This window comes from Bacillus marinisedimentorum (assembly GCF_001644195.2).
Lineage (GTDB): Bacteria > Bacillota > Bacilli > Bacillales > Bacillaceae_O > Bacillus_BL > Bacillus_BL marinisedimentorum.
The window spans coordinates 33952-57430 of the sequence record NZ_LWBL02000023.1; the positions used below are offsets into that span (position 1 = coordinate 33952).

Annotated in this window: 23 protein-coding genes; 5 read left to right on the forward strand and 18 right to left on the reverse strand. The window is 42.7% G+C overall.

All coding sequences use genetic code 11. The annotated features are described in order from the left end of the window. Positions 1-49: 49 nt before the first annotated feature. From A4U59_RS06750 to hutU, 10 genes are all read right to left on the reverse strand, one after another. Positions 50-253, reverse strand: coding sequence for a hypothetical protein (locus tag A4U59_RS06750; RefSeq protein WP_070120410.1), 204 nt, complete (start codon positions 251-253; stop codon positions 50-52). A 130-nt stretch (positions 254-383) separates the two neighbouring features. Beyond that, entirely contained in the window at positions 384-1319 is a 936-nt protein-coding gene (locus tag A4U59_RS06755; protein ID WP_070120411.1) for a type II secretion system F family protein, read from the reverse strand. A gap of 4 nt (positions 1320-1323) precedes the next feature. After that, complete coding sequence (locus A4U59_RS06760; protein WP_070120412.1) at positions 1324-2250, reverse strand: type II secretion system F family protein; 927 nt, start codon at positions 2248-2250, stop codon at positions 1324-1326. Then, a complete protein-coding gene (locus tag A4U59_RS06765) occupies positions 2228-3601 on the reverse strand; it encodes a TadA family conjugal transfer-associated ATPase (RefSeq protein WP_425388883.1) in 1374 nt (457 codons plus the stop codon). The genes A4U59_RS06760 and A4U59_RS06765 overlap by 23 nt, the downstream gene beginning before the upstream one ends. A gap of 51 nt (positions 3602-3652) precedes the next feature. Further along, positions 3653-4813, reverse strand: a complete 1161-nt coding sequence (locus A4U59_RS06770; protein ID WP_070120414.1) for a CpaE/TadZ family protein — start codon at positions 4811-4813, stop codon at positions 3653-3655. A gap of 19 nt (positions 4814-4832) precedes the next feature. Next, on the reverse strand, positions 4833-5591 hold the full coding sequence (locus A4U59_RS06775; RefSeq protein WP_070120415.1) for an SAF domain-containing protein: 759 nt from the start codon (positions 5589-5591) through the stop codon (positions 4833-4835). Positions 5592-6598: 1007 nt separating this feature from the next. After that, entirely contained in the window at positions 6599-8104 is a 1506-nt protein-coding gene (gene hutH / locus A4U59_RS06780; protein WP_070120416.1) for a histidine ammonia-lyase, read from the reverse strand. Positions 8105-8263: 159 nt separating this feature from the next. Beyond that, positions 8264-9256 (reverse strand): formimidoylglutamase, encoded by a 993-nt coding sequence (gene hutG / locus A4U59_RS06785; RefSeq protein ID WP_070120417.1) that lies wholly within the window; start codon positions 9254-9256, stop codon positions 8264-8266. After that, positions 9253-10515 carry an imidazolonepropionase gene (gene hutI / locus A4U59_RS06790; RefSeq protein ID WP_070120418.1) on the reverse strand — a complete coding sequence of 421 codons (1263 nt, stop codon included), beginning with the start codon at positions 10513-10515 and terminating at the stop codon, positions 9253-9255. Before hutI ends, hutG begins: the two co-directional genes overlap by 4 nt. A gap of 83 nt (positions 10516-10598) precedes the next feature. Continuing rightward, entirely contained in the window at positions 10599-12263 is a 1665-nt protein-coding gene (gene hutU / locus A4U59_RS06795) for a urocanate hydratase (RefSeq protein WP_070120419.1), read from the reverse strand. Between the two features lie 291 nt (positions 12264-12554). On the opposite strand from hutU, the gene A4U59_RS22355 reads away from it, so the two are divergent. Beyond that, positions 12555-12689, forward strand: coding sequence for a hypothetical protein (locus A4U59_RS22355; protein ID WP_281183454.1), 135 nt, complete (start codon positions 12555-12557; stop codon positions 12687-12689). Positions 12690-12885: 196 nt separating this feature from the next. On the opposite strand, the gene A4U59_RS21285 is transcribed toward A4U59_RS22355, so the two are convergent. After that, the gene (locus A4U59_RS21285; protein ID WP_157888141.1) at positions 12886-13032 is read right to left on the reverse strand and encodes a hypothetical protein; all 147 of its coding nucleotides are present in this window, start codon (positions 13030-13032) and stop codon (positions 12886-12888) included. Between the two features lie 362 nt (positions 13033-13394). Between A4U59_RS21285 and A4U59_RS06800 the strand changes: the two genes are divergently transcribed. Continuing rightward, positions 13395-14627, forward strand: a complete 1233-nt coding sequence (locus A4U59_RS06800; protein ID WP_070120420.1) for an aminopeptidase — start codon at positions 13395-13397, stop codon at positions 14625-14627. 70 nt (positions 14628-14697) lie between these two features. Here A4U59_RS06800 and A4U59_RS06805 read toward each other — a convergent pair whose 3' ends face one another. Both A4U59_RS06805 and A4U59_RS22360 read right to left on the reverse strand, forming a co-directional pair. Next, on the reverse strand, positions 14698-15819 hold the full coding sequence (locus tag A4U59_RS06805; RefSeq protein WP_070120421.1) for a site-specific integrase: 1122 nt from the start codon (positions 15817-15819) through the stop codon (positions 14698-14700). A 340-nt stretch (positions 15820-16159) separates the two neighbouring features. Further along, entirely contained in the window at positions 16160-16285 is a 126-nt protein-coding gene (locus A4U59_RS22360; protein ID WP_281183455.1) for a hypothetical protein, read from the reverse strand. A gap of 126 nt (positions 16286-16411) precedes the next feature. On the opposite strand from A4U59_RS22360, the gene A4U59_RS06810 reads away from it, so the two are divergent. Beyond that, positions 16412-17521 carry a DUF4236 domain-containing protein gene (locus A4U59_RS06810; protein ID WP_070120422.1) on the forward strand — a complete coding sequence of 370 codons (1110 nt, stop codon included), beginning with the start codon at positions 16412-16414 and terminating at the stop codon, positions 17519-17521. Beyond that, positions 17522-18649 (forward strand): thermonuclease family protein, encoded by a 1128-nt coding sequence (locus tag A4U59_RS06815; protein WP_070120423.1) that lies wholly within the window; start codon positions 17522-17524, stop codon positions 18647-18649. It abuts the gene before it with no gap. Positions 18650-18693: 44 nt separating this feature from the next. Here the strand turns inward: A4U59_RS06815 and A4U59_RS06820 are convergent, their stop codons facing one another. The 3 genes from A4U59_RS06820 to A4U59_RS06830 form a co-directional block, all read right to left on the reverse strand. Then, positions 18694-20010, reverse strand: coding sequence for a homing endonuclease associated repeat-containing protein (locus A4U59_RS06820; protein ID WP_070120424.1), 1317 nt, complete (start codon positions 20008-20010; stop codon positions 18694-18696). Beyond that, positions 20000-20275, reverse strand: a complete 276-nt coding sequence (locus tag A4U59_RS06825) for a hypothetical protein (protein WP_070120425.1) — start codon at positions 20273-20275, stop codon at positions 20000-20002. Before A4U59_RS06825 ends, A4U59_RS06820 begins: the two co-directional genes overlap by 11 nt. A gap of 258 nt (positions 20276-20533) precedes the next feature. Further along, entirely contained in the window at positions 20534-21118 is a 585-nt protein-coding gene (locus tag A4U59_RS06830) for a hypothetical protein (RefSeq protein ID WP_070120426.1), read from the reverse strand. A 234-nt stretch (positions 21119-21352) separates the two neighbouring features. Between A4U59_RS06830 and A4U59_RS06835 the strand changes: the two genes are divergently transcribed. Next, positions 21353-21949: a restriction endonuclease gene (locus tag A4U59_RS06835; protein WP_070120427.1), complete on the forward strand. Its 597-nt coding sequence runs from the start codon at positions 21353-21355 to the stop codon at positions 21947-21949. 39 nt (positions 21950-21988) lie between these two features. Here the strand turns inward: A4U59_RS06835 and A4U59_RS06840 are convergent, their stop codons facing one another. Beyond that, positions 21989-22309, reverse strand: coding sequence for a nucleoside triphosphate pyrophosphohydrolase (locus tag A4U59_RS06840; protein ID WP_070120428.1), 321 nt, complete (start codon positions 22307-22309; stop codon positions 21989-21991). After that, entirely contained in the window at positions 22306-23301 is a 996-nt protein-coding gene (locus A4U59_RS06845; RefSeq protein WP_070120429.1) for an HNH endonuclease, read from the reverse strand. Before A4U59_RS06845 ends, A4U59_RS06840 begins: the two co-directional genes overlap by 4 nt. Between the last annotated feature and the right edge of the window lie 178 nt (positions 23302-23479).

Sequence of the window (23479 nt, forward strand, 5' to 3'; positions counted from 1 at the left end):
AGGCCTTGCCTGATAGTGCTTTGATCGGACGTCAGCACATGTTCTTCCTTTATCCGATATTGCCTATCAGTTCTGTCAGTTTATCCACAATGGCCTGTCCAACTGAACTATCCCCCTGGAATACAGTGGTGATGGCAGCCATCAGTACCAAAATAATTCCGCCGATCGCAACCCATTCCAGTGTCTGTGAACCCTTTTCATTATCAATAACCCCTTTTCCTTTTGTATACATGCTAGTCATGAAATGTTTCATCGTTCTTTTCCTCCTTTTAAGTAAATGGTATTAAGTATTGAACAAAGACTTGCCAATCAGTTGATTTTTCATCCTGATTTTCTGCCTTGCCAACACCTCCTTTAAGGATTCGGCTGGAATGACTGTTGCCTCATTTGAAAATATCAAGCACTGCATTGTCTCCATACAGGAGATTCAAAATAACCAGGCCGGCAATCATGATCATTGCGGTCGGTGTTACAATCAAAGTGGTGATCAGTGTAACCTTCGGTGAGGCTTTGGCCGCTTTTTCCTTCACTTTTTCGAATCGGATCCGCCGCATATCCTCCGCCTGGATTTTGAATGTGGTGGATATCGGCACACCTAGTTTTTGACCTTGAATGAGCGCTTTGATAAAAGCCAGGAATTCAGGACTATCATTCCGGGCAAGCAGGGAACGATATGCGGCTTCCCGCTCAATCCCAAGATCGACTTCGTATAAAAACCTTGTGAATTCCTCCTGCAGAGGCCCATGAAAATGCTGAAGGATTCCGCGCAGCGCCTGATCAAGGCCGACTCCAGCCTGCAGGCTTACACTTACCGTATCTAAAAAATCCGGCAAGTCATACGCAAGTTCATCCTGTCTGGCTTTCGCCGCGATCCGCAAAGAAAAAATAGTTCCGAAGTAACCTGCGAGCGGCAGCACGAATAACCCGAATTGAGCGAGCGGCAGCCCCAGTACGAGCCCGAGGACACCGGTCCCAAAGCCGGCGACCGTCAGCGCCATTTTTGTCCCCTGGAACTGGGAAACGGTTAAATCATATGGATTCCCCGCTTTATACAGCAGTTTTTCAATTTCATCATCTTCACTGAAGAAGTTAATTCTTCTGCCCAAACCGGCATAGTCGTCTGCATGCTCTGAAAATTTTCTGATCATCCAGGCCAAAAGGGTCCGCTTTCCCCGGCCCTTTTTCAAGTCACTGGCGGCCACCTCATAGATGTGGGCGGCCACTTTACGGCGTTCCTGTTTATAAACATACAAATGCCTCAAGCCAAGAAGAAAAAACAGCAAGAATAAAATGACTGATAGAATCATTGCCGCATCCAACTTATCACACCCTTATATTCGTGACCTTGCGGACGAGCACAAACGTCAGCAGGGTTCCGATGATGAATAATATGCTGATAATCATCCCCGGAATGCTCCACAGGGGTTCCAGAAAATCATCCATAATCATATTCATGGTCAAAATGAGAAATACCGGCATGAACGGCAATATCCCGGCGATATGGCGCTGTTCAGCTGTCATGGTCTTAATTGTCTGCCTCAATACTTTCCGATCTTCAAGTGTCTCTGCCATTTCATCCAGCACCGCATATAAGTTGCCGCCCATTTGTTTTTGAATCAAAAGCGTGGCGATGAACAGCTTGAATTCCCTTGTCGGAACGCGCTGCTGCATTTCGGCCAGCCCTTCTTCAAGGCTTACGCCAAGCTTCAAGTTATGGGAAAGCCGGGAAAACTCGCCTTTGGCCGGTTGTGACACCTCGGCTGCAACGACATCCATACCCTGCGGAATCGTCAAACCGGCCCTGACACTTCCCGCCAGTGTGCGGCAAACTTCCGATAGCTGGTCATTCAATCGTTCCCGGTATTTATTCCGCCTTAATAAAAAGAGTAAATAATACGTCAAAACCGGTGCTGCAATCCCTGCAAACCAGTTCAGCGGGGATGGAATCCCAAACAACATATACGAAAAAACAGCAATGGCAAGCCCTTCGAAAAATAGAATGGCATAAAACTCAGAAGGCGTGAGCGGAACATTCGCCCGGTGCAATTTCTCTTCAAGGCCTCTGGCATAATCAGTCGGGTCAAATTTCTCTCCCCAAACCGAGATGAAGCTTGTACGCTCCCCGCTCCGGTCAAACCATTTGCCGACCTTCTGTTTCCACGCTTTTTTCTCCATCCGGTATCCAAGCAGGCTGTAAAAGCCCCAGAGCCCGAAAAGGACTGCAATACTATACAATACGGCGCCCGCCATGAACGTTCACCCCGTTTCCATCCGATTTGAAAACCTCCGGATCCACTGTAATTCCGAATGTCTTCAGCCTGCCGAGACATTCGGGGATGATGCCTGTCGGCGTGAAATATCCTTCAACATCGCCATTTTCGGAAACACCTGTGCGTTTGAATGCGAATATTTCATTCATTTTTATACGTCCTTTTTCATCTGTCAGTACTTCCGATATTGATACAATTTTTCGGCTGCCGTCAGACAGGCGCGCTCCCTGGACAATGAAATCGAGAGCACCGACAATATACTCCCTTACAATATGAGTCGGGAGCTCCATTTCCGCCATGACCACCATCCCTTCCACCCGGCGAAGGGCGTCATCCGGTGTATTGGCGTGAATTGTCGTAATTGAACCTTCATGTCCGGTGTTCATCGCCTGGAGCATGTCAAACGCTTCCGCTCCCCGCACTTCACCGACGATAATGCGGTCGGGCCTCATCCGCAGCGCATTTTTAACGAGCTGGCGGATGGTCACTTCCCCGCTTCCCTCGACATTGGCAGGCCGGGCCTCCATACCCGCGACATTCGGCCGGGCCAGCCTCAGCTCGGCTGAATCTTCAATCGTCACAATCCGCTCTCCCTGCGGTATGGCAGCTCCCAGGACATTGAGCAAAGTGGTTTTCCCGCTTCCTGTACCTCCAGAAATCAAAATATTGAGTTTCGCCTGGACAATGGCATTGAGAAAAAGAGCCATCCTTTCATCCAGTGTCCGGTATTCAAGCAAATCGTCCATTTGGAACGGCTCCTCGCGAAATTTCCGTATTGAGACGAGCGTTCCTTTCAGGCTGATCGGCGGTATGACTGCGTTGAGCCGGCTTCCATCCGGCAATCTGGCATCGACCATCGGTGAGCTTTCATCAATACGCCGGCCGAGCGGTGCGACAATCCGGTCAATCACATGCCGAATATGGTTTTCATCCCTGAAGGCGACAGTAGCCGGCTGCAGCTTGCCCTGTTTTTCGATATAAACTTCTGATGGCCCGTTGATCAGAATCTCTGTAATGTCCCCGTCCTGCAGCAAGGGCTCAAGCGGCCCATAGCCGACCGATTCATTGATGAGCCGTTTAAGAAGGCTGTCCTTATCCTGGCGCGGAATGACAACCCGTTCTTCCGACATGAATTGGCTGACTAGCTGTTCGATTCTGAGCTTTTTTTCACCTTCTGCCAGACTGGTCAGGGCTTCAAGGTTGGTTTCGCGCAGCAGCCTCGCCTTGTAATGAGCCGCAAGTTCATCAAGATAAGGGTTGCTGACAGCAGCTTCTGCATGTGTATTGCTGTTTTTATGAGGTCGTGCCTTCTTTTTTTCAAATAGCGCCAACATGATCCCTCCTATACGATTAAAAAACCGGCAGAATCGAAGTTCGCAGGTCTACTTAAGCTTGCCCAGCACCCATTTTCGAACATCTTTTGAAAAAGCGGACAGCTTTTTTTCGTTTTGGGACTTCCGCAGAGGTTCACCCTGGTTCACGGCAGTCTGAACCCCTTTGAAATCTCTCCTTATTTTCGCCTCAAGTGGATAGTCAATCGTGTTCTTTATGTCATTTGCATTAATTTCGTTTTCCCTGCTTATACCGTTGACGATGAGGCTCATCCTCCCCTTAACATTAATCCCCAGCCTGGAAAACAGTTTTTCCGCCTGTTTTAAAATCTGGATTGAAGGTGTATCCGGGGTCATGACATAGTAAATCGCATCTGCTTCCTCAAGTGCCGTATATGTAACTTCATCCATCACGGTCGGCAGGTCGACAATGACGAAATCGTAGCTTCTCCGTGCTGTACGGAGAAGACGTTCAACGAATTCATCCGTAAGGGTTTCGGCTGTTTCAGCATCCCGCGGACTGAGGAGGACTTCGAGCTGAGAAAACTTTTCCTTTTGTGCAACGTTGCGAATATGGCTCTCATTCAGCTCATCAATGACCGGCTGCAGATCGGCGATTGACCTGTTCGATTCGATTGATAAAAAAGTCTCCGTTCCCCCAAACTGTAAGTTCAAATCCATAAGCAGCACCTGAGCGGTGGATTCCAGTTTCATAGTCTGGGAAAACACACTGGAGATAATGGAACGGCCGCTGCCGCCTTTCCCGCTGTAAAATGCAAGAATCTGGCCGCGCCCGCGCCTGAAATTTTGTACTGACACTGCTGTTTCCTTTTCTTGAAGCTTCCGTTCTTCAGCCGATTTAACGATTCCATCCAATCTGCCAGACAGGAGCGACGCTTCATCAGGCATAACGAAGAAATCGGCAGCCCCTGCTCTTGTCACGTTCCGAAGCAGCTGGAAATCCTGTTCATCTGTTATGTAAATGATTGTTGCCAGCGGTTGGATTGACTGCATGAGCTGAATCAAATCAGAATCATCCTCTGCCCCGCCTCTTAAAAAAATCAGATCCGGTGATATACGGTCCAATTCTTTCCGGACGTCGGAGGAAGCAAGCCTTTCCGCTTCATAGCGGCTCAGTATCTCAAGCCTCCACTGTGCGTTTTTATCTTCTTGTTCATCTATAATGAGAATTTTGATTTCTTCAGTTTCCACGAACAGTCTCCCTCCATTTCTAGTCCTGTTTGGATGGCTCTGTTTCAGCTTTATCCGTTTCTTCTTGCTCATGAGGTGGCTTATCATTTGTTTGTGATTTCGGTTCGCCGGCATTTTCAGGCTGTTTTTCCTGATTCTGAGCTGGCTCAGACACTTCCTGTTGTTCTTCTTTTCCTACATTCGCTTTTAAAACCCTGATACTGTCAGCATAATTTTGCATATGAATCAGATCCGGTGCCTCGCCGGAAGGGATCTCGACCGCCACCCCAGTAAGGGAACTCCCCTTTTTCGATACACCGGCAACCGGCACATCGTTCATAAACAGCTCGGTAACAGGATTATCTTCAAACGTATGGGAAACGATAATATCAATCCGGTCAAGGGATTCCAGCTCCTGGTCAAAGTGGATCCGTTCGGATTGGGGAATAAAAACTAGCCTGTGATCGGCTTCTCTCACATTCGACACCGGTTTGACGATATTTTTGGTCACCAGATCCCCTTTTGTGAGCGGAACAACAAATACTTTATCCTGTAAGTCCCCGGCTTCAAGAATGTGTGATTCAGTCACAAACCGGTTAGGAATTTCGACCGTTTCCAATTGTTCAGGTTCAATAACAGTTCTAGAAGGAATATCTTCTGCTGCAACAAAAACCTTTGTCATTCCACCCAATTCAGTATTTAAGTCTTTCACTTTCTGTAAGAACAGAAGGCCTGCTGCTGCTGCCAGCAAGAATGATAGCGTAAGAAAAATGATGGCTTTTCTTTTGGATTCGAGCATTTCCTGGTTCAACTCCTGCCTGGTAAACTAAAAAGAGACTGCTCCTATGGTCATAGTCATGGTGCAATCTCTTTTTAATGTCAATGGTAATATATTAAATTTTTGTGTCTCTTTTATCATATTTCATTTTAACCATTGGTCAATCCTGCCATTTTTACCATGTTAATGATATTATTCTTTTCATTCCTGTGTTTGTGTCTATAGTCCTGGTATTTTTTTCTCCCTTTTTCTTCCCTTTCTCATTATAGGCCCTGATACCGTAATCCGTATCGAACAACCTTTCTGTTTCTTATTTATTAAGTCTTTTGAACCCGTAAGGTAACTCAGGAAGCCGAACGGACCATGAATTCCACAAAAAAACAAATGTATATTTGGGTAAAAATACTCATTTTTATGTTTAGCCGTGTGAACTCTATAAAGCAATATAAAAATCATATATTTCAGCAAACAAGTTTTTAGATTCGACTATTTGCTAAAACCCTGTTTTTACCGCGGAAGATAAATTGTCAGTAAGGGAGCAAATAACTTATAAAAATATGGATCAGTGCAGCTATGCCTCTGTCTTCGCCTGTTGGCTTGCCTATAGGCTGGTTTTCTTTATTAATTGGCTTTTTACTTTGGCTGTGTTAAAGCTCAATGTTGATTTTTTACACTAGTTGATTGTAGTGGAAGGTGCGAGACTCCAGCGGGATTAGCGGGACAGGTGAGACCCCGCAGGAGCGGAGCGACGAGGAGGCTCACCGCCCGCCCCGCGGCAAAGAAGACACTGTGAGTGCGACCGAAGGGAAGCAGGAACAGATGTCGCCCTTGTGCCCTTGGGTGAAAGCGAGTACCTGCAACGGAAATCAACACTAGCGTTTAACAGAGCCTTTACTTTAAAAGATGTCTAGAAGGCAAAACAAACGGTCAGTGGCTTAAAAAGCTTCTGACCGTTTGTTTTGTGTGTGATTTAATTGTTGAAAAAATCTTACTGCGCCATAACAGGGTCCGTTACTTTAAAAGCGCCTCTATTTTATATTTAGGGAACTGAGCACCGGCTTTCCGATCCATTCGGCCAGCTTTTCTATATCAGCCGAAAATGAACGGTCTTGAACAATGGCGGGTACGAGGTTCCTGCCCGTTTCCCAGTAAGACCTGGTCAACGGCGACAGCCTCTCAGCACCTGAAAGCTCGGCGGCTTGCAGGGCACATAGCAGTTCGCATGCCAGTACCATCGAGGTGTTTGTGACAATTTGGCGGGCATGACGGGCACCGGTCGTCCCCATACTGACATGGTCTTCCTGATTGCCTGAAGACGGAATCGAATCAACACTTGCCGGGTGGGCAAGCGTTTTGTTTTCGGAAACGAGTGATGCAGCAGTGTATTGCACAATCATTGCACCCGACTGCAATCCAGGCTTTGAGCTTAAAAATGCCGGAAGATCACCGTTCAGTTGCGGGTTGACGAGCCTTTCCAGCCGCCGTTCGGAGATATTCGCCAGTTCTGCAGCTGCAATTTTAAGAAAATCCATTGCAAGGGCAATCGGCTGTCCATGAAAATTCCCTCCGGATATCACTTTGTCCCCGCCCTCAAAAATAAGCGGGTTATCAGTCGCAGCATTCATTTCAATCTCCAGTTTTTCTTTTATATAATGAAGAGCCTGCCTGCTCGCTCCATGCACCTGGGGAATGCAGCGGAGCGAGTATGCATCCTGGACGCGCAGTTCTCCCTGTTTTGTCGTCAGTCCACTGCCATGGAGGAGCTTCCTCATACGTTCTGCTACTTCCGTTTGTTCCGCATATCCTCTTGCCTCATGTAAATCGGCATCATACGCATCAATAATACCCCTCAGCGCCTGGAACGTAAGCGCAGAAATCCAATCAGCCGCATCAGCAAGCTGTTCAGTTTCCAGATATGCGAGAACACCGACGGCTGTCATGGCCTGTGTCCCATTTATAAGGGCGAGCCCTTCTTTCGCTTTAAGCACAAGGGGCTCTAGCCCTTCCATTTGGTGGACGGACTTAGCCGTAATCCGGTCTCCATGGTAAAACACTTCCCCTTCACCAATTAAGGAAAGGGCCAGGTGGGCAAGCGGAGCAAGATCCCCGCTAGCCCCGAGCGAACCCTGAGAAGGAATGACCGGATGGATTCCGCGATTGGCAAATTCAATGAGCCGCTCGATCACTTTCGGCCTGACACCCGAAACCCCTTTCAGAAGGGCATTGGCGCGAAGAATCAGCATCGCCCGTGAAATTTCCTCTCCAAAAGGCTTACCAACTCCGCAGGCATGTGACCGGACCAGATTTAGCTGAAGTGATTCCACATCTTCTTTATCGATCAAGTAATCGCTGAATTTCCCAAAGCCTGTTGTTATGCCATATACCACTCTTCCTTCTCTGACAATCTTTTCGACCGCTTTTCGGCTCGCTGCTGCCTGCTTTAAACTTTTGGGATCAGCTGCCACTTTTTCTTTTTGAAAAATGATTTTATTCATATCGGAGAGTGCAAGTGACTTGCCGTTTAAAACTACCATCGGTTCACCTCTTTGCTACTGCATTAATGAGATAAAGAAAAAAGAAAGGAGGGGATGAATCGCTGTTGCTTGATTCATTCCCCTCCTTTGCTGGATGCTGTTCTGACAGACTCATTCCATTTTATTATACGACCGGACAAAAGATCATTTACCTACTCTTCACGTTCCTGCCTTCTGGCTGTCCTGTACACCAAGCTGCCCTGCCGCCAATTTGCCCGTTAGGAAATTCAGGACAACATGAGCGGCAATTCTGCTCGTCATATTGCGGAAATCCTGGGTCGGATCGATTTCCACAATGTCCATGCCCTGGACAAGCGGGTCTTCAGCCAGCCGCCGCACACCTTCCAAAAGCGTGCGGCTGTCCATGCCGCCGGGGCCAAGTGCAGGACAACCAGGTGCCTGTGACTGATCCAGCACATCCATATCGACTGACACATATACCGCATCGACACGGTCTTCCAGCCTGTTCAAACTTTCTTTTATAATGTCTTCAAGAGCACGGTTGCGGATATCTTTCATTGTATAGACCGTGACGCCTTCTTCCATTCCGTACCGGGAATAATGCTTGCTGTTTGAAAAGTTACGTATTCCAATTTGTATCAGGTTCTCCCCTGTAAGCACTCCGGACTCCAGCAGGCCGCGAAACGGTGTTCCATTTGACGGCCCGCCATCTTCAAGATTTCTCAGGTCGTGATGGGCATCAAACTGGATGACTCCCACGTTTCCTTTTGCCTTTGCAAATCCTTTGATGCTCGGGCAGCTCACCGAATGATCACCCCCGAAAAGGATCGGCATGATGCCCGGGTTTTGATTAAAAAGTGCAGCCACTGTGGTCTCTATCCTTTGCTGCGATTCACGAATATCCGTAACATGCATCAGAATATCTCCGCAGTCATGAAGTTTTATGCCTTTTAAATCGATATCGTCTTCCACAGCATACGTTGTAAAGGATGACAGCATCTTGCGGATGGCTTCCGGTGCAAAAGACGCGCCCGAATGGCTGATAGACGGCTTTGACAGCGGTGCTCCAAGAATGATCGGACCATCAATTGGAGCGGCTTCACACCTGTTGACGAGATCTGCTGCTTTTGTAATGCCGCTGTCTACGAATCCAGCCTGCCCTGCCGGCCGTAAAAATGAAAGATCACTCATCTCCATCCCCCGCTTTCATATACTTTTTTCCCTTTTACGTATACAGAAGAGACATGATTAACTCCGTAATGATACGGGATATAGGCATAGTTACCGGCTTCCCAGATGACAAGGTCTGCATACCGTCCTTCTGAAATACTGCCAGCTGATTGCCCGCGTCCGATTGCGTAAGCCGCATTGACGGTCACCGCATTCCAAATTTCTTCCGGCGTCATTTTCAATTTCAGCATCGCAAGATTCATGATGAACTGAAGATTTTCGGTTGGCGAGCTGCCCGGATTGAAATCGGTCGATAAAGCAACCGCTGCGCCTGCCTTGAGCATTTCCCTCGCCCTGGCGTACGTTTCCTTTCCTAAATAAAAGGTAGTTCCCGGCAAAAGAACAGCAATCGTATCGGATTCAGCAAGCATCCGGATTCCTTCATCTGATGCACCGACCAGGTGGTCCGCTGATGCTGCTCCAAGTCTTACTGCCGCCTCCGTTCCACCAAGCGGATCGATTTCATCCGCATGGATTTTCAGGCGAAATCCTGCTTCACGGGCGCGGCGCAGATAGTCTTCAGACTGCTCAACTGTAAAAACGCCGGTCTCGCAAAAAATATCCACAAACTCGGCAAGGTTTTCATTTTTGATAAGCGGAAGCAATCCGGCCATTTCATTCAGAAACGCCTCCGGATGCTGTTTGTATTCCGAAGGAAGGGCATGGGCGCCAAGAAAAGTTGAAACAACCGTTGACGGATGTGATTCTTGCAGCTTCCTCACAGCTCGCAGCTGTTTCAGTTCCGTTTCTTTTTCAAGTCCGTATCCGCTTTTTGCCTCGAGTGCCGTCACTCCATAAGACAGCATGCGATCGAGATGGAAACGGGCTTTTTCAACAAGCTCGCTTTCACTGGCTGATTTGGTAGCTTTTACTGTGGCTAAAATACCGCCGCCTTGCTTTAAAATCTCAAGATAGGGAACGCCCTGAAGCTTCAGCGCCATCTCGTTTTCCCTTGAACCGCCAAAAACAAGATGTGTATGAGGGTCAACAAGACCCGGGGAAACAAGTCTCCCTTTACAATCGATCGTTTCTGCCGCAGTGATTTCTCCGGCATCCGATTCCGGGCCTGCGAATTGCACTTTTCCATCCTTTACTGCAACAGCTGCATCTTCAACAGTCTTCAGTTTTTGCATCTCTTTTCCCTTCAATGGCCCGCAGCTGCCATCCGGCAGCAGAAGCTGGCCGATATTGAGAAAGAGAACATCTGCCTGTTGTGCCAAAAACTCCACTCCTTACTGTATATGTTTGCCGTCAAATGACCTTACTCTTAATAAGGCAGCATTTTATGAACATTTACTGGCAATCAATCATCCGTCAGCATCGGAAGCTGAATGCCATGTTTCCGGGCTGTTTGGACTGCACGTTCATATCCGGCATCAGCATGCCTGGCGACACCGAGGCCCGGATCGGAAGTAAGGACCCGTTCAAGCCGCTTGCCAGCCGCTTCGGTACCATCAGCCACAATAACCATTCCAGCATGGAGGGAATATCCCATTCCTACTCCGCCGCCATGATGGAAGGATACCCAGCTCGCTCCGTTGACACCGTTAATGAGGGCATTTAAAATCGGCCAGTCGGCGACTGCATCACTTCCGTCCCTCATTGCTTCGGTCTCCCTGTTTGGAGATGCGACTGAACCAGTATCAAGATGATCCCTGCCGATAACAACCGGGGCAGATAGCTCGCCGCTTGCCACCATTTCGTTTATGACTTTTCCAAACTTGGCCCGTTCACCGAAACCGAGCCAGCAAATCCGGGCCGGCAGCCCCTGGAATTTGACTTTCTGCCTGGCCATCTTAATCCAGTTGACAAGATGGCTGTTATCGGAAAATTCCTGAATGATCCGTTCATCAATTTTAAAAATGTCGTTCGGGTCTCCTGAAAGGGCTGCCCAGCGAAAGGGCCCTTTCCCTTCGCAAAATTGAGGCCTGATGAAAGCCGGAACAAATCCCGGGAAATCGAAAGCATCTTTTACACCTTCATCGAATGCGACCTGACGGATATTGTTGCCGTAATCGAATGTGACAGCCCCTTTTGTCTGTAGGTCAAGCATGGCTTTGACGTGAACCGCAATGCTTTCAAGCGCCTGTTTCAAATATTCTTCGGGATCGGTGTTTCTCAGTTTTTCCCCTTCCGCAAGGCTCAAGCCGCGCGGCAGATACCCCACGAGCGGATCATGCGCTGAGGTCTGGTCAGTCAATAAATCCGGGCATATTCCGCGCTTTACCAGTTCAGGCAGTACTTCTGCCGCATTTCCGAGCAGTCCGATCGACAGGGCCTTGCCTTCATGCTTAGCCTCACTGGCAAGTGTAAGTGCTTCGTCCAGCGATTCGGACATTACGTCACAGTATCCCGACTTAATCCTCCGCTCGATTCGCGACCGGTCCACTTCTACAGCGATGACGACACCATCGTTCATCGTGACAGCAAGCGGCTGGGCCCCTCCCATTCCGCCAAGCCCGGCAGTGACGGTAAGCGTATGGCGCAGTGAACCCCCGAAATGCTTTCGGGCAGCTTCCGCAAACGTTTCATACGTCCCCTGTAGAATCCCTTGCGAACCGATATAAATCCAGCTTCCTGCTGTCATCTGGCCGTACATCATCAGCCCTTTTTGTTCAAGCTCCCGAAAGTGTTCCCAGTTCGCCCAGGCCGGCACCAGGTTTGAGTTAGCAATCAATACACGTGGTGCATCTTCGTGGCTTTTAAAAACGGCAACCGGTTTTCCTGACTGAACGAGCAAAGTCTCATCATTTTCAAGTTCCTTCAGCGTATCGACAATTTTATGATAACTTTCCCAGTTCCTGGCGGCTTTTCCTTTACCGCCGTATACCACAAGGTCTTCAGGCCGTTCGGCAACTTCAGGGTCAAGATTATTCATCAGCATTCGCAAAGCCGCTTCCTGTACCCAGCCCTTTGTGTTCAGTTCCGATCCGCGCGGTGCCCGGATTGTATTCTGGATGCCAGCCATTCACGCCACCCTCTCGCATTTGATTTTTTCTGCCGCAATTTTCTAACGTCTCTACTTTATGGTAAACGCTTTCATAAAAACTTTCCACAGTTGCTTTTTAATTTTATCATCACACCGGAAAGTTCCTTGGATTTGTCATTCACTGTTCAAAATCCGGTTTCTGCACCTGGTTTTCAGGGCTGAAGATCAATTCAGTCTAAAGGCTGAAAAAAATTCAATCGCTGGCTCGTTATGAAATTTTTCAGATTCACCTATACTTGAAGTAACAAAACAAACAGGAGATGATATCTGATGTTGGTCGCCCTTTTTAAACCGTTTCTCAGGAAAAGGCATACTGTTTCCGAAAAGTACTCGAGTAACCTTGAATATCAGCGTGCAATCGAGGAATTGAAGGATCGCCGTGCCGGATGGCGGACATTCTTTTAGTGACCTGCTTCTTTTCATGGAGCAGGTGTTTTTCTGAAGAAACCCCTTTTTTGTAGTACTTGATGATCGATTCTCCGATGGACGGTTCCTAGATTAATCGACTGCCACTAAATGAAAGATTCAGGCGACTTATTTTACGAATTACCCGCATGTTTAACACTGGTTACGCATTTTTTCACGCCCTGGACATTCCTTTTCACGCATACCGGCACCACCGGATTACCTTATGTGCCTTTTCACGCGTAATCCGGTGCAAATCACGCCAAACGCTTAACATTTCACGCTCAATATCTCCCATTTCACGCCAGAACTGCTGTTTCACGCCACTAAGTCCGATATTCACGCTGGAACTCCTTGCTTTCGCGCCGAAGCCCCAGCGTTAAACCGCTAATCAAACAGATCCAACCTTCTCACACACATCACATCGGCAACCGCCATGCCTTTAGGAGGTGACAGATGCATAGTTACGCTGGTTTTCACCCGCTTTTTTGAAAATATTCCCGGCTGACAATTTCCTGCAACTGCAAGGTTACGGAAATGCCGCTGATTCTCTTGTCAAAAAAGGCTAATCAGAAAATTTCAAAGCACAAGGCACCATAACTAAAAAGCCCTGCTTGTATAACTTGCACACCTGTAAGGTACTGGGCTTCACAAGGCAATACTGCTACAATGGGAATATAAATATAGCGAAAAAGGGGTTTGGTTATGAGCAGCTTTGAACAGAATCTAGAAAAATACGCAGAACTCGTCGTCCGTGCCGGCGTCAATATCCAGGAAGGGCAGACACTTGTCATCAATGCGCCGATTTCTGCAGCGGAGTTTGTCAGGAAAGCAGCAAAAAAGGGGTATGAAGCTGGAGCGAAACACGTACATATCGAATGGAATGATGAAGAGACAACCCGCATCAAGTATGACTATGCACCGGACGAAGCTTTTCACGAGTTTCCGATGTGGAAGGCGAGAGGCATGGAAGAGATGGCAAAAAACGGTGCAGCTTTTTTAAGCATCACGTCATCCAATCCCGACTTGCTTAAAGGGGTAGACCCTGAACGGATTTCCAACTTCAATAAAGCAGCGGGCAAGGCAATGAACAAATACCGCCAGTATATCCAGTCTGATAAAATCAGCTGGTGCGTCATTGCCTCCCCTTCAAAAGAGTGGGCTGCAAAAGTATTTCCAGGTATTCCTGCAGAAGAACAGCAGCAAAAGCTGTGGGACGCGATTTTCAAAGCGACCCGGGCAGACCTTCAGGATCCAGTTGCAGCCTGGAGAGAGCACAATGCATCACTGAACGAAAAAGTTGAGTATTTAAACGGAAAGAAGTATAAAAAGCTTCATTACAAAGCGCCAGGAACAGATCTTTCCATTGAACTCCCTCCAAGTCATATATGGGTCGGCGGCGGCAGCGAAAATGAAAAAGGCGATGCATTCATCGCAAACATGCCGACGGAAGAAGTCTTCACCACACCTCTTAAAAAGGGTGTCAATGGAACGGTTTCGAGCACAAAACCGCTGAATTACGGAGGCAATCTCATCGAAAATTTTTCATTCCGATTTGAAAACGGCCAAATTGTAGAAGTGAAAGCGGAAAAAGGCGAAGAGACGCTGAATCATCTGGTCGGAACAGACGAAGGCTCGCATTATCTTGGGGAAGTCGCCCTTGTGCCTGATGATTCTCCGATTTCCAATTCTGGAATTTTGTTTTATAATACGCTGTTTGACGAAAATGCTTCAAACCATCTGGCAATCGGCAATGCGTATGCGTTTTGTATAGAAGGCGGCAAAACGATGTCTCAGGATGAACTGGCAGACAACGGCCTGAACGAAAGCCTCACCCACGTGGATTTCATGATCGGCTCCGCAGAAATGGATATCGACGGCGAGCTGGCAGACGGCACGCGCGAACCAATATTCCGGAACGGCAACTGGGCGTTTTAAAAGAACCATTGATATTACTAGCTATTGACGGCTCTTAAAATAACAATGGTCACATAACGGTCACGTAATTCTACAAATCAAACAATTTATCCAACTTATCAGCCACGTCTTGTTGCATACTAGGCAAGACGTGGCTATATAAATTCAATGTAATTTGTATGTTTGAGTGACCTAACCGCTCAGAAATAACTTTAGGATTAACATTTTGTTGGATTAACATAGTAGCATGAGTATGCCTTAAATCATGAAAACGAATAACTGGTAAACCCGCTTTAGCAGACAGTTCCTTAAACCTTTTTGAAAAAGAAGGTGGATCGACAGGATTTCCGTACTTTGTACAAACCACCAAATCGTTATCATTATATGAAGAACCAATTTTTAGGCGTTCTTGGTTTCTCTCCACCTTTTCTTTTTTCAATTGGAGTAAAAGATGTCTAGATATATGGATTGACCTCACACCACTACTTGTTTTTGCACCTGATTTAAATACCTTTCCGTCTGGTTCAAGTATCTGATTGATATAAATGATATTTTCCTCGAAGTTAATATCTCTCCACCTTAAACCAAGTATCTCACCTTTTCTCATCCCCGTATTAATAGCTAAAAGATAAGCGATATAGTAGCGATAGTTAAAGGTATACTGTAAAAATTTCTGTGTTTCTTCAATAGTCCATACACCTAAGTTAGGTTTTACTTCTCTAGGCATGTCTATATTTGTTACTGGATTATGCTGGATTAAACCTAATCTTTTTGCCTTTGCAAACCCTAACTTCAAAAGGGAAACAACCTTTCTAATCGAGTTTACGTGAAGGTCTGTTTGTGTTACTAATTCATTTACGTATTTTTGAAGCAGTGAGGAGTTTATACTACACAACTCCAAACCACCCAAAAGTGGTTGAATATGGTGCTTATAAAGCGAAGTATGAGTTTTGTAAGTATGTCTTGAAACTTGTGATAACCGCTCCTTCAACCATTCCTCAAAAAACTCATTCACCGTTAGTTTCGTTGGTTCAATAAATGTACCGTTATTTAACTCATTAAGAAGAGATGCTAATGCATTCTCAGCTTCCCTTTTTGTATGAAACCCCCTTTTTCTTTTTTGTTTCCGTCTACCAGTTTTAGGGTCTTTACCAACATCAACAATAAAATCCCATTTTCCTGTAGCTTTATTCTTTTTTATACTTCCTTTCACAACTAAGAACCTCCTGTGTATCCCTTAGCTTGTAAAAGGTTTCCATTATAATTATAACATCTTAAATACTTTTCATATGTTATTCTTACTTGATTATCCTCTTGAAGAAAACAGAATTATGCTGATTATACTTAAACAAAATAACCAGGATAGGATAATTGGATAATTCAAGTGTTGTCCGTTAGAGTAGCTACAATTGACTATAGAAACTAATTTTCCATTTCAAAAAGAGTATCATAGATCGTTCAACATAAAATTTAACACTTATTCTCTTTTTAAAAGCTTTAGAGGTATCCTCCTTTTCTTTTCTTGAAATAGAACTAATAAGAAAGCATTTAACTTAATGCTTTTTCTTTTTGTGGTCATTAAGTGTTTTAGATGCTTTCTTTTTTTGCCCTTTTGTTGATTTAGGATTAGATAAGGTTTTTCCGGCTTTACCTAATCTCCCACCTGAATGTTTTGTCATAACAATCCCTCCTTAATTTAGTATGAGTCTTAAGAATTTCCATAAATTATTATTATTTACCAGTTATTTCTATGATAATATAAAAGTAAATAATTTACATAGATAATTTCTAAAAGAGGTGATTGGATGGGACTTGGATTCCGCAAAAGCATCAACTTAGGTGGCGGTGTCAAAGTTAACGTTGGTAAACGTGGGGTTGGTGTCAGTGCCGGAACTAAAGGAGCAAGAGTAAGCGTAGGCTCAAGAGGCGCACGGGGAAGAGTATCAGTTCCTGGAACTGGAATCTATTATGACCAGAAGTTGGGTGCTTCTAAAAAGTCATCAAGACGGTCTAGTAGCGGAGGAAGCTATCAAAGTTACAAGACAGTGGAACAACAAAGGCAAAAAGAATTAGAGCAGGCTAAGGAACTTGAAAAAGTCAAAAAACAACTAGAAGTATTCGAAGAAAAAATAGAATATTTCACTTCTATTCACAAGGATTGCACCGAAACTTTTGACTGGGTGACTATTGTTAAGACCCCACCTTTTGAATACGGAAAATCAGGACCAAATGAAGAAGAAGCAATCAAATACTTGGAAAGTTATAAACCCACTTTCCGAGATAAATTCTTTAAACGTATTGAAGCAAGAAGGAAACTTTTAGAGCATGAAGTAATATTGGCAAAAGAAGAAGATGATAAAATGTATACCAATTGGCAAGACCTTAAAACGCTTGGAGAAGATGTCTTATCTGGAAAGCCAGAAAGTTTTCAAAAGGTTATTGATGACCTTGCTCCATTTGATGATATCAAAGATTTAGGAAGTGAATTTGATTTTAAGTTTATTGGCGATCAAGCAGTCTTCAACCTATATGTTCATTCGGAAGATGTTATTCCTGCTGAAGAACTCTCCTTAACCAAAACAGGCAAACTATCTAGAAAGAAAATGACTAAAACTAAGTTCTATGAACTTTATCAAGATTATGTTTCTAGCTGTGTGTTAAGAATAGCGAGAGAGTTGTTTGCACTGCTTCCATTAAAAAATGTGTATATAAATGCGATTGGAGAGCAATTTGACTCTTCTGTTGGTTCAGAGGTTGAAGGTGTAGTACTATCTGTTTTAATAGATAGAGAAACCCTAAACACACTTGATTTTGACCGAATAGATTGTTCAGATTCGCTTGAGAATTTTCAACACAATATGAAGTTCAGAAAAACCAAGGGCTTTGCATTTGTTGATAAAATGGAGGTGGGATAATTGCTGCAGTTGCTCCTTGGTCTATTGTTAGTCATATTGGCTATTGCTTTATTAATGTTTGTTATACAAAATTTCATTGGATTTATTGGGATCGGTATTGTTATATGGGCAATTTATGAATGGTCAGTAAATCGAAAACTAGGCGCAAAATCCAAAAAACCGCTCGCCCTTATTTTATCTGGTGCGCTAGTTGCATTATTATGGTTTGGTTTAAGTACTCCTACTGAAACTGTAGATAAAGCAGAAGAAAAAGTTGCAGGTGAATCAATAGAAAAGGTTAACACAGAAAGTAAGGAAGAAAATAAGAAGGATGAAACCGAAAAAAATTCTACTGAAGATATCAACACTGAAAAACAAGAAGAACCAAAGTCTGAGAAAGAAAAAAATACACCAGATAAAACGGATAGCAAAAATGATGAAGTAGAAAGTAAGGAAGAGGATAGCAATCTTGTTCCAGCGACCGTAACACGCATAATTGACGGAGATACTATTGAGGTTTCAATGAATGGAGAACGAGAAGAAGTAAGGTTATTACTGGTTGATACACCTGAAACAAAACATCCAAATAAGCCTGTTGAACCCTTCGGTCCTGAAGCAAGTGCTTATGCTGAAGAAGTTCTTTTGGGTAAGGATGTAAAGCTTCAAATCGGAATTGAAGAGCGGGATAAGTACAACCGTTTATTAGCTTACATATGGGTAGGAGATAAAACCTTCCAAGAAATGCTTTTGGGAAATGGGCTAGCTACAACTGCGTACCTTTATAACGATTTAACATTGCTAGATCAGTTCCATGCTGCTCAGGATAAGGCAAGAAATAAAGGTATCGGTGTTTGGTCTATAGATGGATATGCACATGTAGACCATGACCATGGATACCATTATGAAGAACCAAAAAAGGAAGTGGCAAAGAAGCCAGAATCAAAACCTGTACCGAAACAAGAGCCAGCTCCTCAACCTACATCTTCTGGCTACAGCGGTCCATTCGATCCTACCGGTCCTGACAGGGACTGTGGAGACTTTAACACTCAAGCTGAAGCACAAGCCTTTATGGAAGCTTCAGGTCCTAGTGACCCTCACAGACTAGACGGTAATGATAATGACGGAATTGCATGTGAGAGTCTACCTTAATGAAAAAGCACCGAACTAATCGGTGCTTTTTTTACTTACTGCTTTTATTTTCTAAATATGTCTTCCAACTTTTTTGTTTTTAAGTAATTCGGGAAAATGATAATAAATTGTGAAAAGTTTTGGTTTTTGTACATTAACCTTATCTTCTTTTTTGCTTTTTTTGTATATTTTGCTACCCATCCAACCTTAATATTGGTATCCCATAAACCAAAATACTCCACATAATAATTCTTTTTATTAATTGTAACCACCCAATCAAACTTCAATTTTGATGTTGACGGTAAATGAGGAAATACCTCTTTGTAATATGGTCCTTTTCCAAATGAAAAGTTATTCTCAATTAACCAGTCAGCAATATTTTTTTCTATTACAGAATCCCATTTTTCACCGTTTCTATCTATGAGGTGTTTGTTTTCCATTAAATAAGATTCACGATAATTCGGTCCATACATATTCCTCAAATGATATTCTTTCATATAAATTTTTTCACATTTTTCACACCATCTATGTATGTGAGCAATACTCTCATGGTTCATACGAAATTCAGCGATAGTCTTCCATGTCTCACATTTTCCGCAATATTTTAATCCTTCTCCCAGCATTTCGGAGACTAATTTTCTGGTAAGCACTCCCTTTTTCCTTGACTGTACTTCCTGAAATTCCTTGTAACAAGTGATACACATCGTCCTAAAGGAGTTACGTGTTATAAAGAAGTTGCTTCTATTTTCTTTCAATATTTTATGGCATCTTTTACACTCTCGATAACCTGGAGAAACCTGATATTTATATAACTTATTCTTTCTGTTTAAATTCAAGTTTTTTGTTGCATACGCTCTTATTGTCTCCCATTTTCTTGGATGTAGTATCCTACAAATTTCTTCTTCATCTTCATAATAAAAATTATTTCTCAAATATTCTTTTTCCCATTTTTTCCATTTTCTCTTTTTTGATTGTCTTAATAAACCTAATTCCTTCCTCCTGTATGATACAGCATTCTTAGTCCTGCCCAACTTTTTTGCTAATTCTTTATCACTCAAACTGTTACAATGCTTAATAATCAGCGAGTCTTCCTCTTCCTTCCAAAATAAATTATTTGGAGTAAGTCCTGCTTCAATTAAAACCTCATTCCAATTTTCAAAGTGATTCCTATATTGACTGGAAGAGGGATAACCCTCTTTCTTTTTCATTTCATCTCTTTTTGGTACTCTCCCACCATGTTCCTCTACCCAACGTAAAAGTTCATTAATTAGAAAATCCTTTTTCATTTTTATCCCCTCTATACTAAGTTTTTTATTATTAACAAATACTGAAATAAATACAAAAAAAGGTGCATGGCTTCTGCCACGCACCTTACCAAGCATTATTCCTTTGTTTCAACTTCTCAATTGCTAACTGAACTTTATCCAAATCACTCAATCCATTTGGCTCATTAGGAGTTGTATGGATATGTGCTACCCTTCTATAGTTTATTCCCGTCTCATATCCCATAAGAACGTATATCGCACGCTTCCTATCTCCATTTTCTTGCCAATCTACGTCACCATAAACAACCCGATAATAAGCACCAGTACTGTGCTGGGGTGCTGGAATATCAGTAAAGTCAATCGCTTCTTGATGGATTGCCACAATAAACCCCTCCAATATAGCTAGTTTACAACATAAAAAACTCACACGATATTCCTAAATATAAGTTAATTACCCACATAATCGTAATTAGAAAATAGCAGATTATTTTAAATTAAACATTGGTATGATTTTAAGATTGCTTGATTATCAATTCCATTTATCTTTTTCAACTAACGCACCACTAGATAACAATTAGAAATGACTGTTATTATAACCCAATCCCTTTATTCGTGACTTACACCTGTAAAAATTTCGGATTCACACTTCATATTTTAGGTCTAAAAACCTTTGATAAGCTGCCTCATCTTGAAACATTTTGAAATATTCAATATCCCTTTGGGCATTCAGTATTTGGTATTGTTTAGCCCTGTCTGAATTGTCAGGAATTTGGGATGATATCAACCCATTAATCAATTCTGTTAATGGTTCACCGATCGCTTTCTTGAAATTAAACCCTAATAGTTGAAGAATATTGAACGTTTCTTTTGAAAGTAAAGGCTTAAACGCTTCAAGATTTTGCAAATTCTCCTCGGGATTTTCTTGATCGCTATTTTTAATTAATCTTTCTAATAAAGGTAAAATATTAGTTGTAATATATTTAATATCTTCTTCAGAAATTTTCTCGGATACCAGTTGCTCATCATAGGTTTGAGCGATTGATATTAATTCGTTCTTCTCAGCAATTAGGTTATTAATGATTTCTTCTAGATTATTAATCGTTTCTTCTTTATTATTTTTTGCTTTAGATGTTCTTATTTTATCACCGATTGCTTGTGTACTGCTTTGAGCTAAATATTTTGCAAGAGAAACACTTGCTTTGAGTAATTCTTGATTATCCATCATGCAAGATTACCTCCTTTTTTCTCCACAACATAATCATTCGACAATAAAGAAGCCTCCCCTTCAACATATTTAATTCAACTTAAAATATTATAATGATTGCATAACTGCCCAACATCCAAATTGCTTTCATATAATTACACTTATCCGAATGTTTTTAAGAGAATTTATATCTGAGACAATAACTCAGGTATAAACGCTTCAATTGATGGAAATGTTGTATTTGAGGTGATAAATATGCTTGTCATAGAGGTTGTTCTTGGATTTTTGTTAGCTTATTTGTTCGTTAATTTCTACATGAATAAAAAGAAGGATGACTACCAAACACAACTACTGGCTCACCATATTAATAAAAGCGAGGAAATGAAAAGAACACTTGCTATGGGGCTTTATATGAGGTTTAAAAAAGAAGACGAAGAAGATAAACACTTATCATCTTCCTACATAAAACAAAATCCAATTATGTTTGAATCATTTGTTGCTGAGGTTATAGAAAGTGCAAAGGAAGGAAGTACTTGGGTTTCTCCACCGAATGGTGACTTTGGAGTGGATTTTGAACATGTGACTGATAACGGGCTTTATCTTGGACAAGTAAAATGTTACAAAGGCAATTTGCCTTTTGAACCAATAGCCCTTGTACACAGTAATATGGTCAAACGAGGGGCTACAGGAGGATATGTAGTTACTACAGGCTCTTTTACAAGTGCTGCAATGAATTATGCCGAGGACTTAAATATAGAGCTAATAGATGGAGTAAAGTTAGTGGAGTTATGGTTAACAGGGCTGGAAAATGCAGAGCAAGAAATTAAAGACATAATTCCAGAATATATATAAGCCGCCTTAATCGGCGGCTTATTTTTACCTTACTATTTGCTACTCTGTTACACTTTCTAACAGTATTCTTTTCTCAAATCCACCACGCTGACTTTTTTTATCTCTTCTTTTTTTCTCTACCTCTTCTAGACTAACTCCTCGCACTTCTAAAATTGTATAGAACACTTCCAAAATGTCCGCCATTTCATCTGTTTTCTCCTTATTGTTTGCATCTAAAAATTCCTGTACTTCTTCCAATAGTTTTTGCTCCAACATCTGATAGTAATCTTTTTGATCTAATACTTTAGATGATTGTATTTTACCTTGTTCTTCAATAATTTCAGGAATTTTATCTCTTACCAATTTGTTATAAATAATCATTTACTTATGCTCCTTACGAATGTCCTGTAAAATTTGTCAGTGGCAGGATTATAACCTCGTATACCTTCCCATGTAAATCCTAACACCTGTTTTGCATCTTGGTATACTTTATAGACATAATTTGCTCGTATTTTAGGAGTCTTACCTAATTGAGCAATTAGTTTCTTTTTAATTGGATGATTACTAGCAATAAAATGCTCATTTCTTAAGATAAGTTTATCAACATACGGTCTATCAGGTAAGGCATCACTCTTCTGCTCATTACAGAAACCATGGGCAAGGACTAAATTCCAAATCTCATCATGATAAATAAATTGTCTTGGTAAGACATGATCGACGTGGATGTCATTGTTTAACATTTTCTCTCCGCAATAAAAGCAGATTCCATTTTGATATCCATTTAAAACGGGTCTGGTATGAGTTATGTCAGTTCTTTCATACCCATTTATTAAATACAGTTTTCTAATATCGTTTGTTAGTTGGCTATTTTCTCTTCTGATTTCGAAAGCAGCCTCTAACAAATCCCATCTAGAGGATGTTTCTTCTAATAATTCTTCTTTTTGGTCATTTGAAAATATCCGAAAAAGACTGTCAGTTAATATCAATCCACTATTTGTTCGTTCATAAAACTTAACTGGCAACTCAAGGTTGTTTACTGTGTGAAAACGTGGGACAACATCTCCAAAGGCTTCCCTTTCAACTCTCTCAATTGCTTGTTCCTTAGTTATGCTTCCCAAGTTATATAAATCCATTATTCTTTCCATTACCGTTCTTCTATTTGGTAAAAGCAACTGTGGTTTATTGTTTTTAAGTCTCTCATAATATACTTCAAAAAATTCAACAGCCAGGTCATGCATTGTAACTTTATTTTTTTCTTTCTCTGCCAATCTATATAAACACTGACCTAAAGCAATCTTATATGTAGCTTGATTTAAACCGTAGAGTATAATAGCTCTCCAGAAGTCCTTTGTTTCAAAATCATTTTGTTCCATTTTGCTCACCCCTCATCTATTTTACCACCCATTTCCAAAAAGAGTTTTAATTTTTAAATTTTGGACAGTAGTAAAGGATGCTGAACAAATCCCTATAAAAAAATAAACCGCATGAAGTCAAAATAAAACCTTTGATTTCAAGCGGTTGTATTTTTCATTGTTTAAATCAATTAGTTTT

Bases quoted from the DNA above. Each gene is read 5' to 3' on its own strand.
- hutU (WP_070120419.1), bottom strand. From the start codon at position 12,263: ATGGCTGGCATCCAGAATACAATCCGGGCACCGCGCGGATCGGAACTG.
- A4U59_RS06845 (WP_070120429.1), bottom strand. From the start codon at position 23,301: ATGGAACAAAATGATTTTGAAACAAAGGACTTCTGGAGAGCTATTATA.
- A4U59_RS06810 (WP_070120422.1), top strand. From the start codon at position 16,412: ATGGGACTTGGATTCCGCAAAAGCATCAACTTAGGTGGCGGTGTCAAA.
- hutG (WP_070120417.1), bottom strand. From the start codon at position 9,256: ATGAGTGATCTTTCATTTTTACGGCCGGCAGGGCAGGCTGGATTCGTA.
- A4U59_RS06800 (WP_070120420.1), top strand. From the start codon at position 13,395: ATGAGCAGCTTTGAACAGAATCTAGAAAAATACGCAGAACTCGTCGTC.
- A4U59_RS06820 (WP_070120424.1), bottom strand. From the start codon at position 20,010: ATGCTTGGTAAGGTGCGTGGCAGAAGCCATGCACCTTTTTTTGTATTT.
- A4U59_RS06835 (WP_070120427.1), top strand. From the start codon at position 21,353: ATGCTTGTCATAGAGGTTGTTCTTGGATTTTTGTTAGCTTATTTGTTC.
- A4U59_RS06760 (WP_070120412.1), bottom strand. From the start codon at position 2,250: ATGGCGGGCGCCGTATTGTATAGTATTGCAGTCCTTTTCGGGCTCTGG.
- A4U59_RS22355 (WP_281183454.1), top strand. From the start codon at position 12,555: ATGTTGGTCGCCCTTTTTAAACCGTTTCTCAGGAAAAGGCATACTGTT.
- A4U59_RS22360 (WP_281183455.1), bottom strand. From the start codon at position 16,285: ATGACAAAACATTCAGGTGGGAGATTAGGTAAAGCCGGAAAAACCTTA.
- hutH (WP_070120416.1), bottom strand. From the start codon at position 8,104: ATGGTAGTTTTAAACGGCAAGTCACTTGCACTCTCCGATATGAATAAA.
- A4U59_RS06775 (WP_070120415.1), bottom strand. From the start codon at position 5,591: ATGCTCGAATCCAAAAGAAAAGCCATCATTTTTCTTACGCTATCATTC.
- A4U59_RS06830 (WP_070120426.1), bottom strand. From the start codon at position 21,118: ATGATGGATAATCAAGAATTACTCAAAGCAAGTGTTTCTCTTGCAAAA.
- A4U59_RS06840 (WP_070120428.1), bottom strand. From the start codon at position 22,309: ATGATTATTTATAACAAATTGGTAAGAGATAAAATTCCTGAAATTATT.
- A4U59_RS06750 (WP_070120410.1), bottom strand. From the start codon at position 253: ATGAAACATTTCATGACTAGCATGTATACAAAAGGAAAAGGGGTTATT.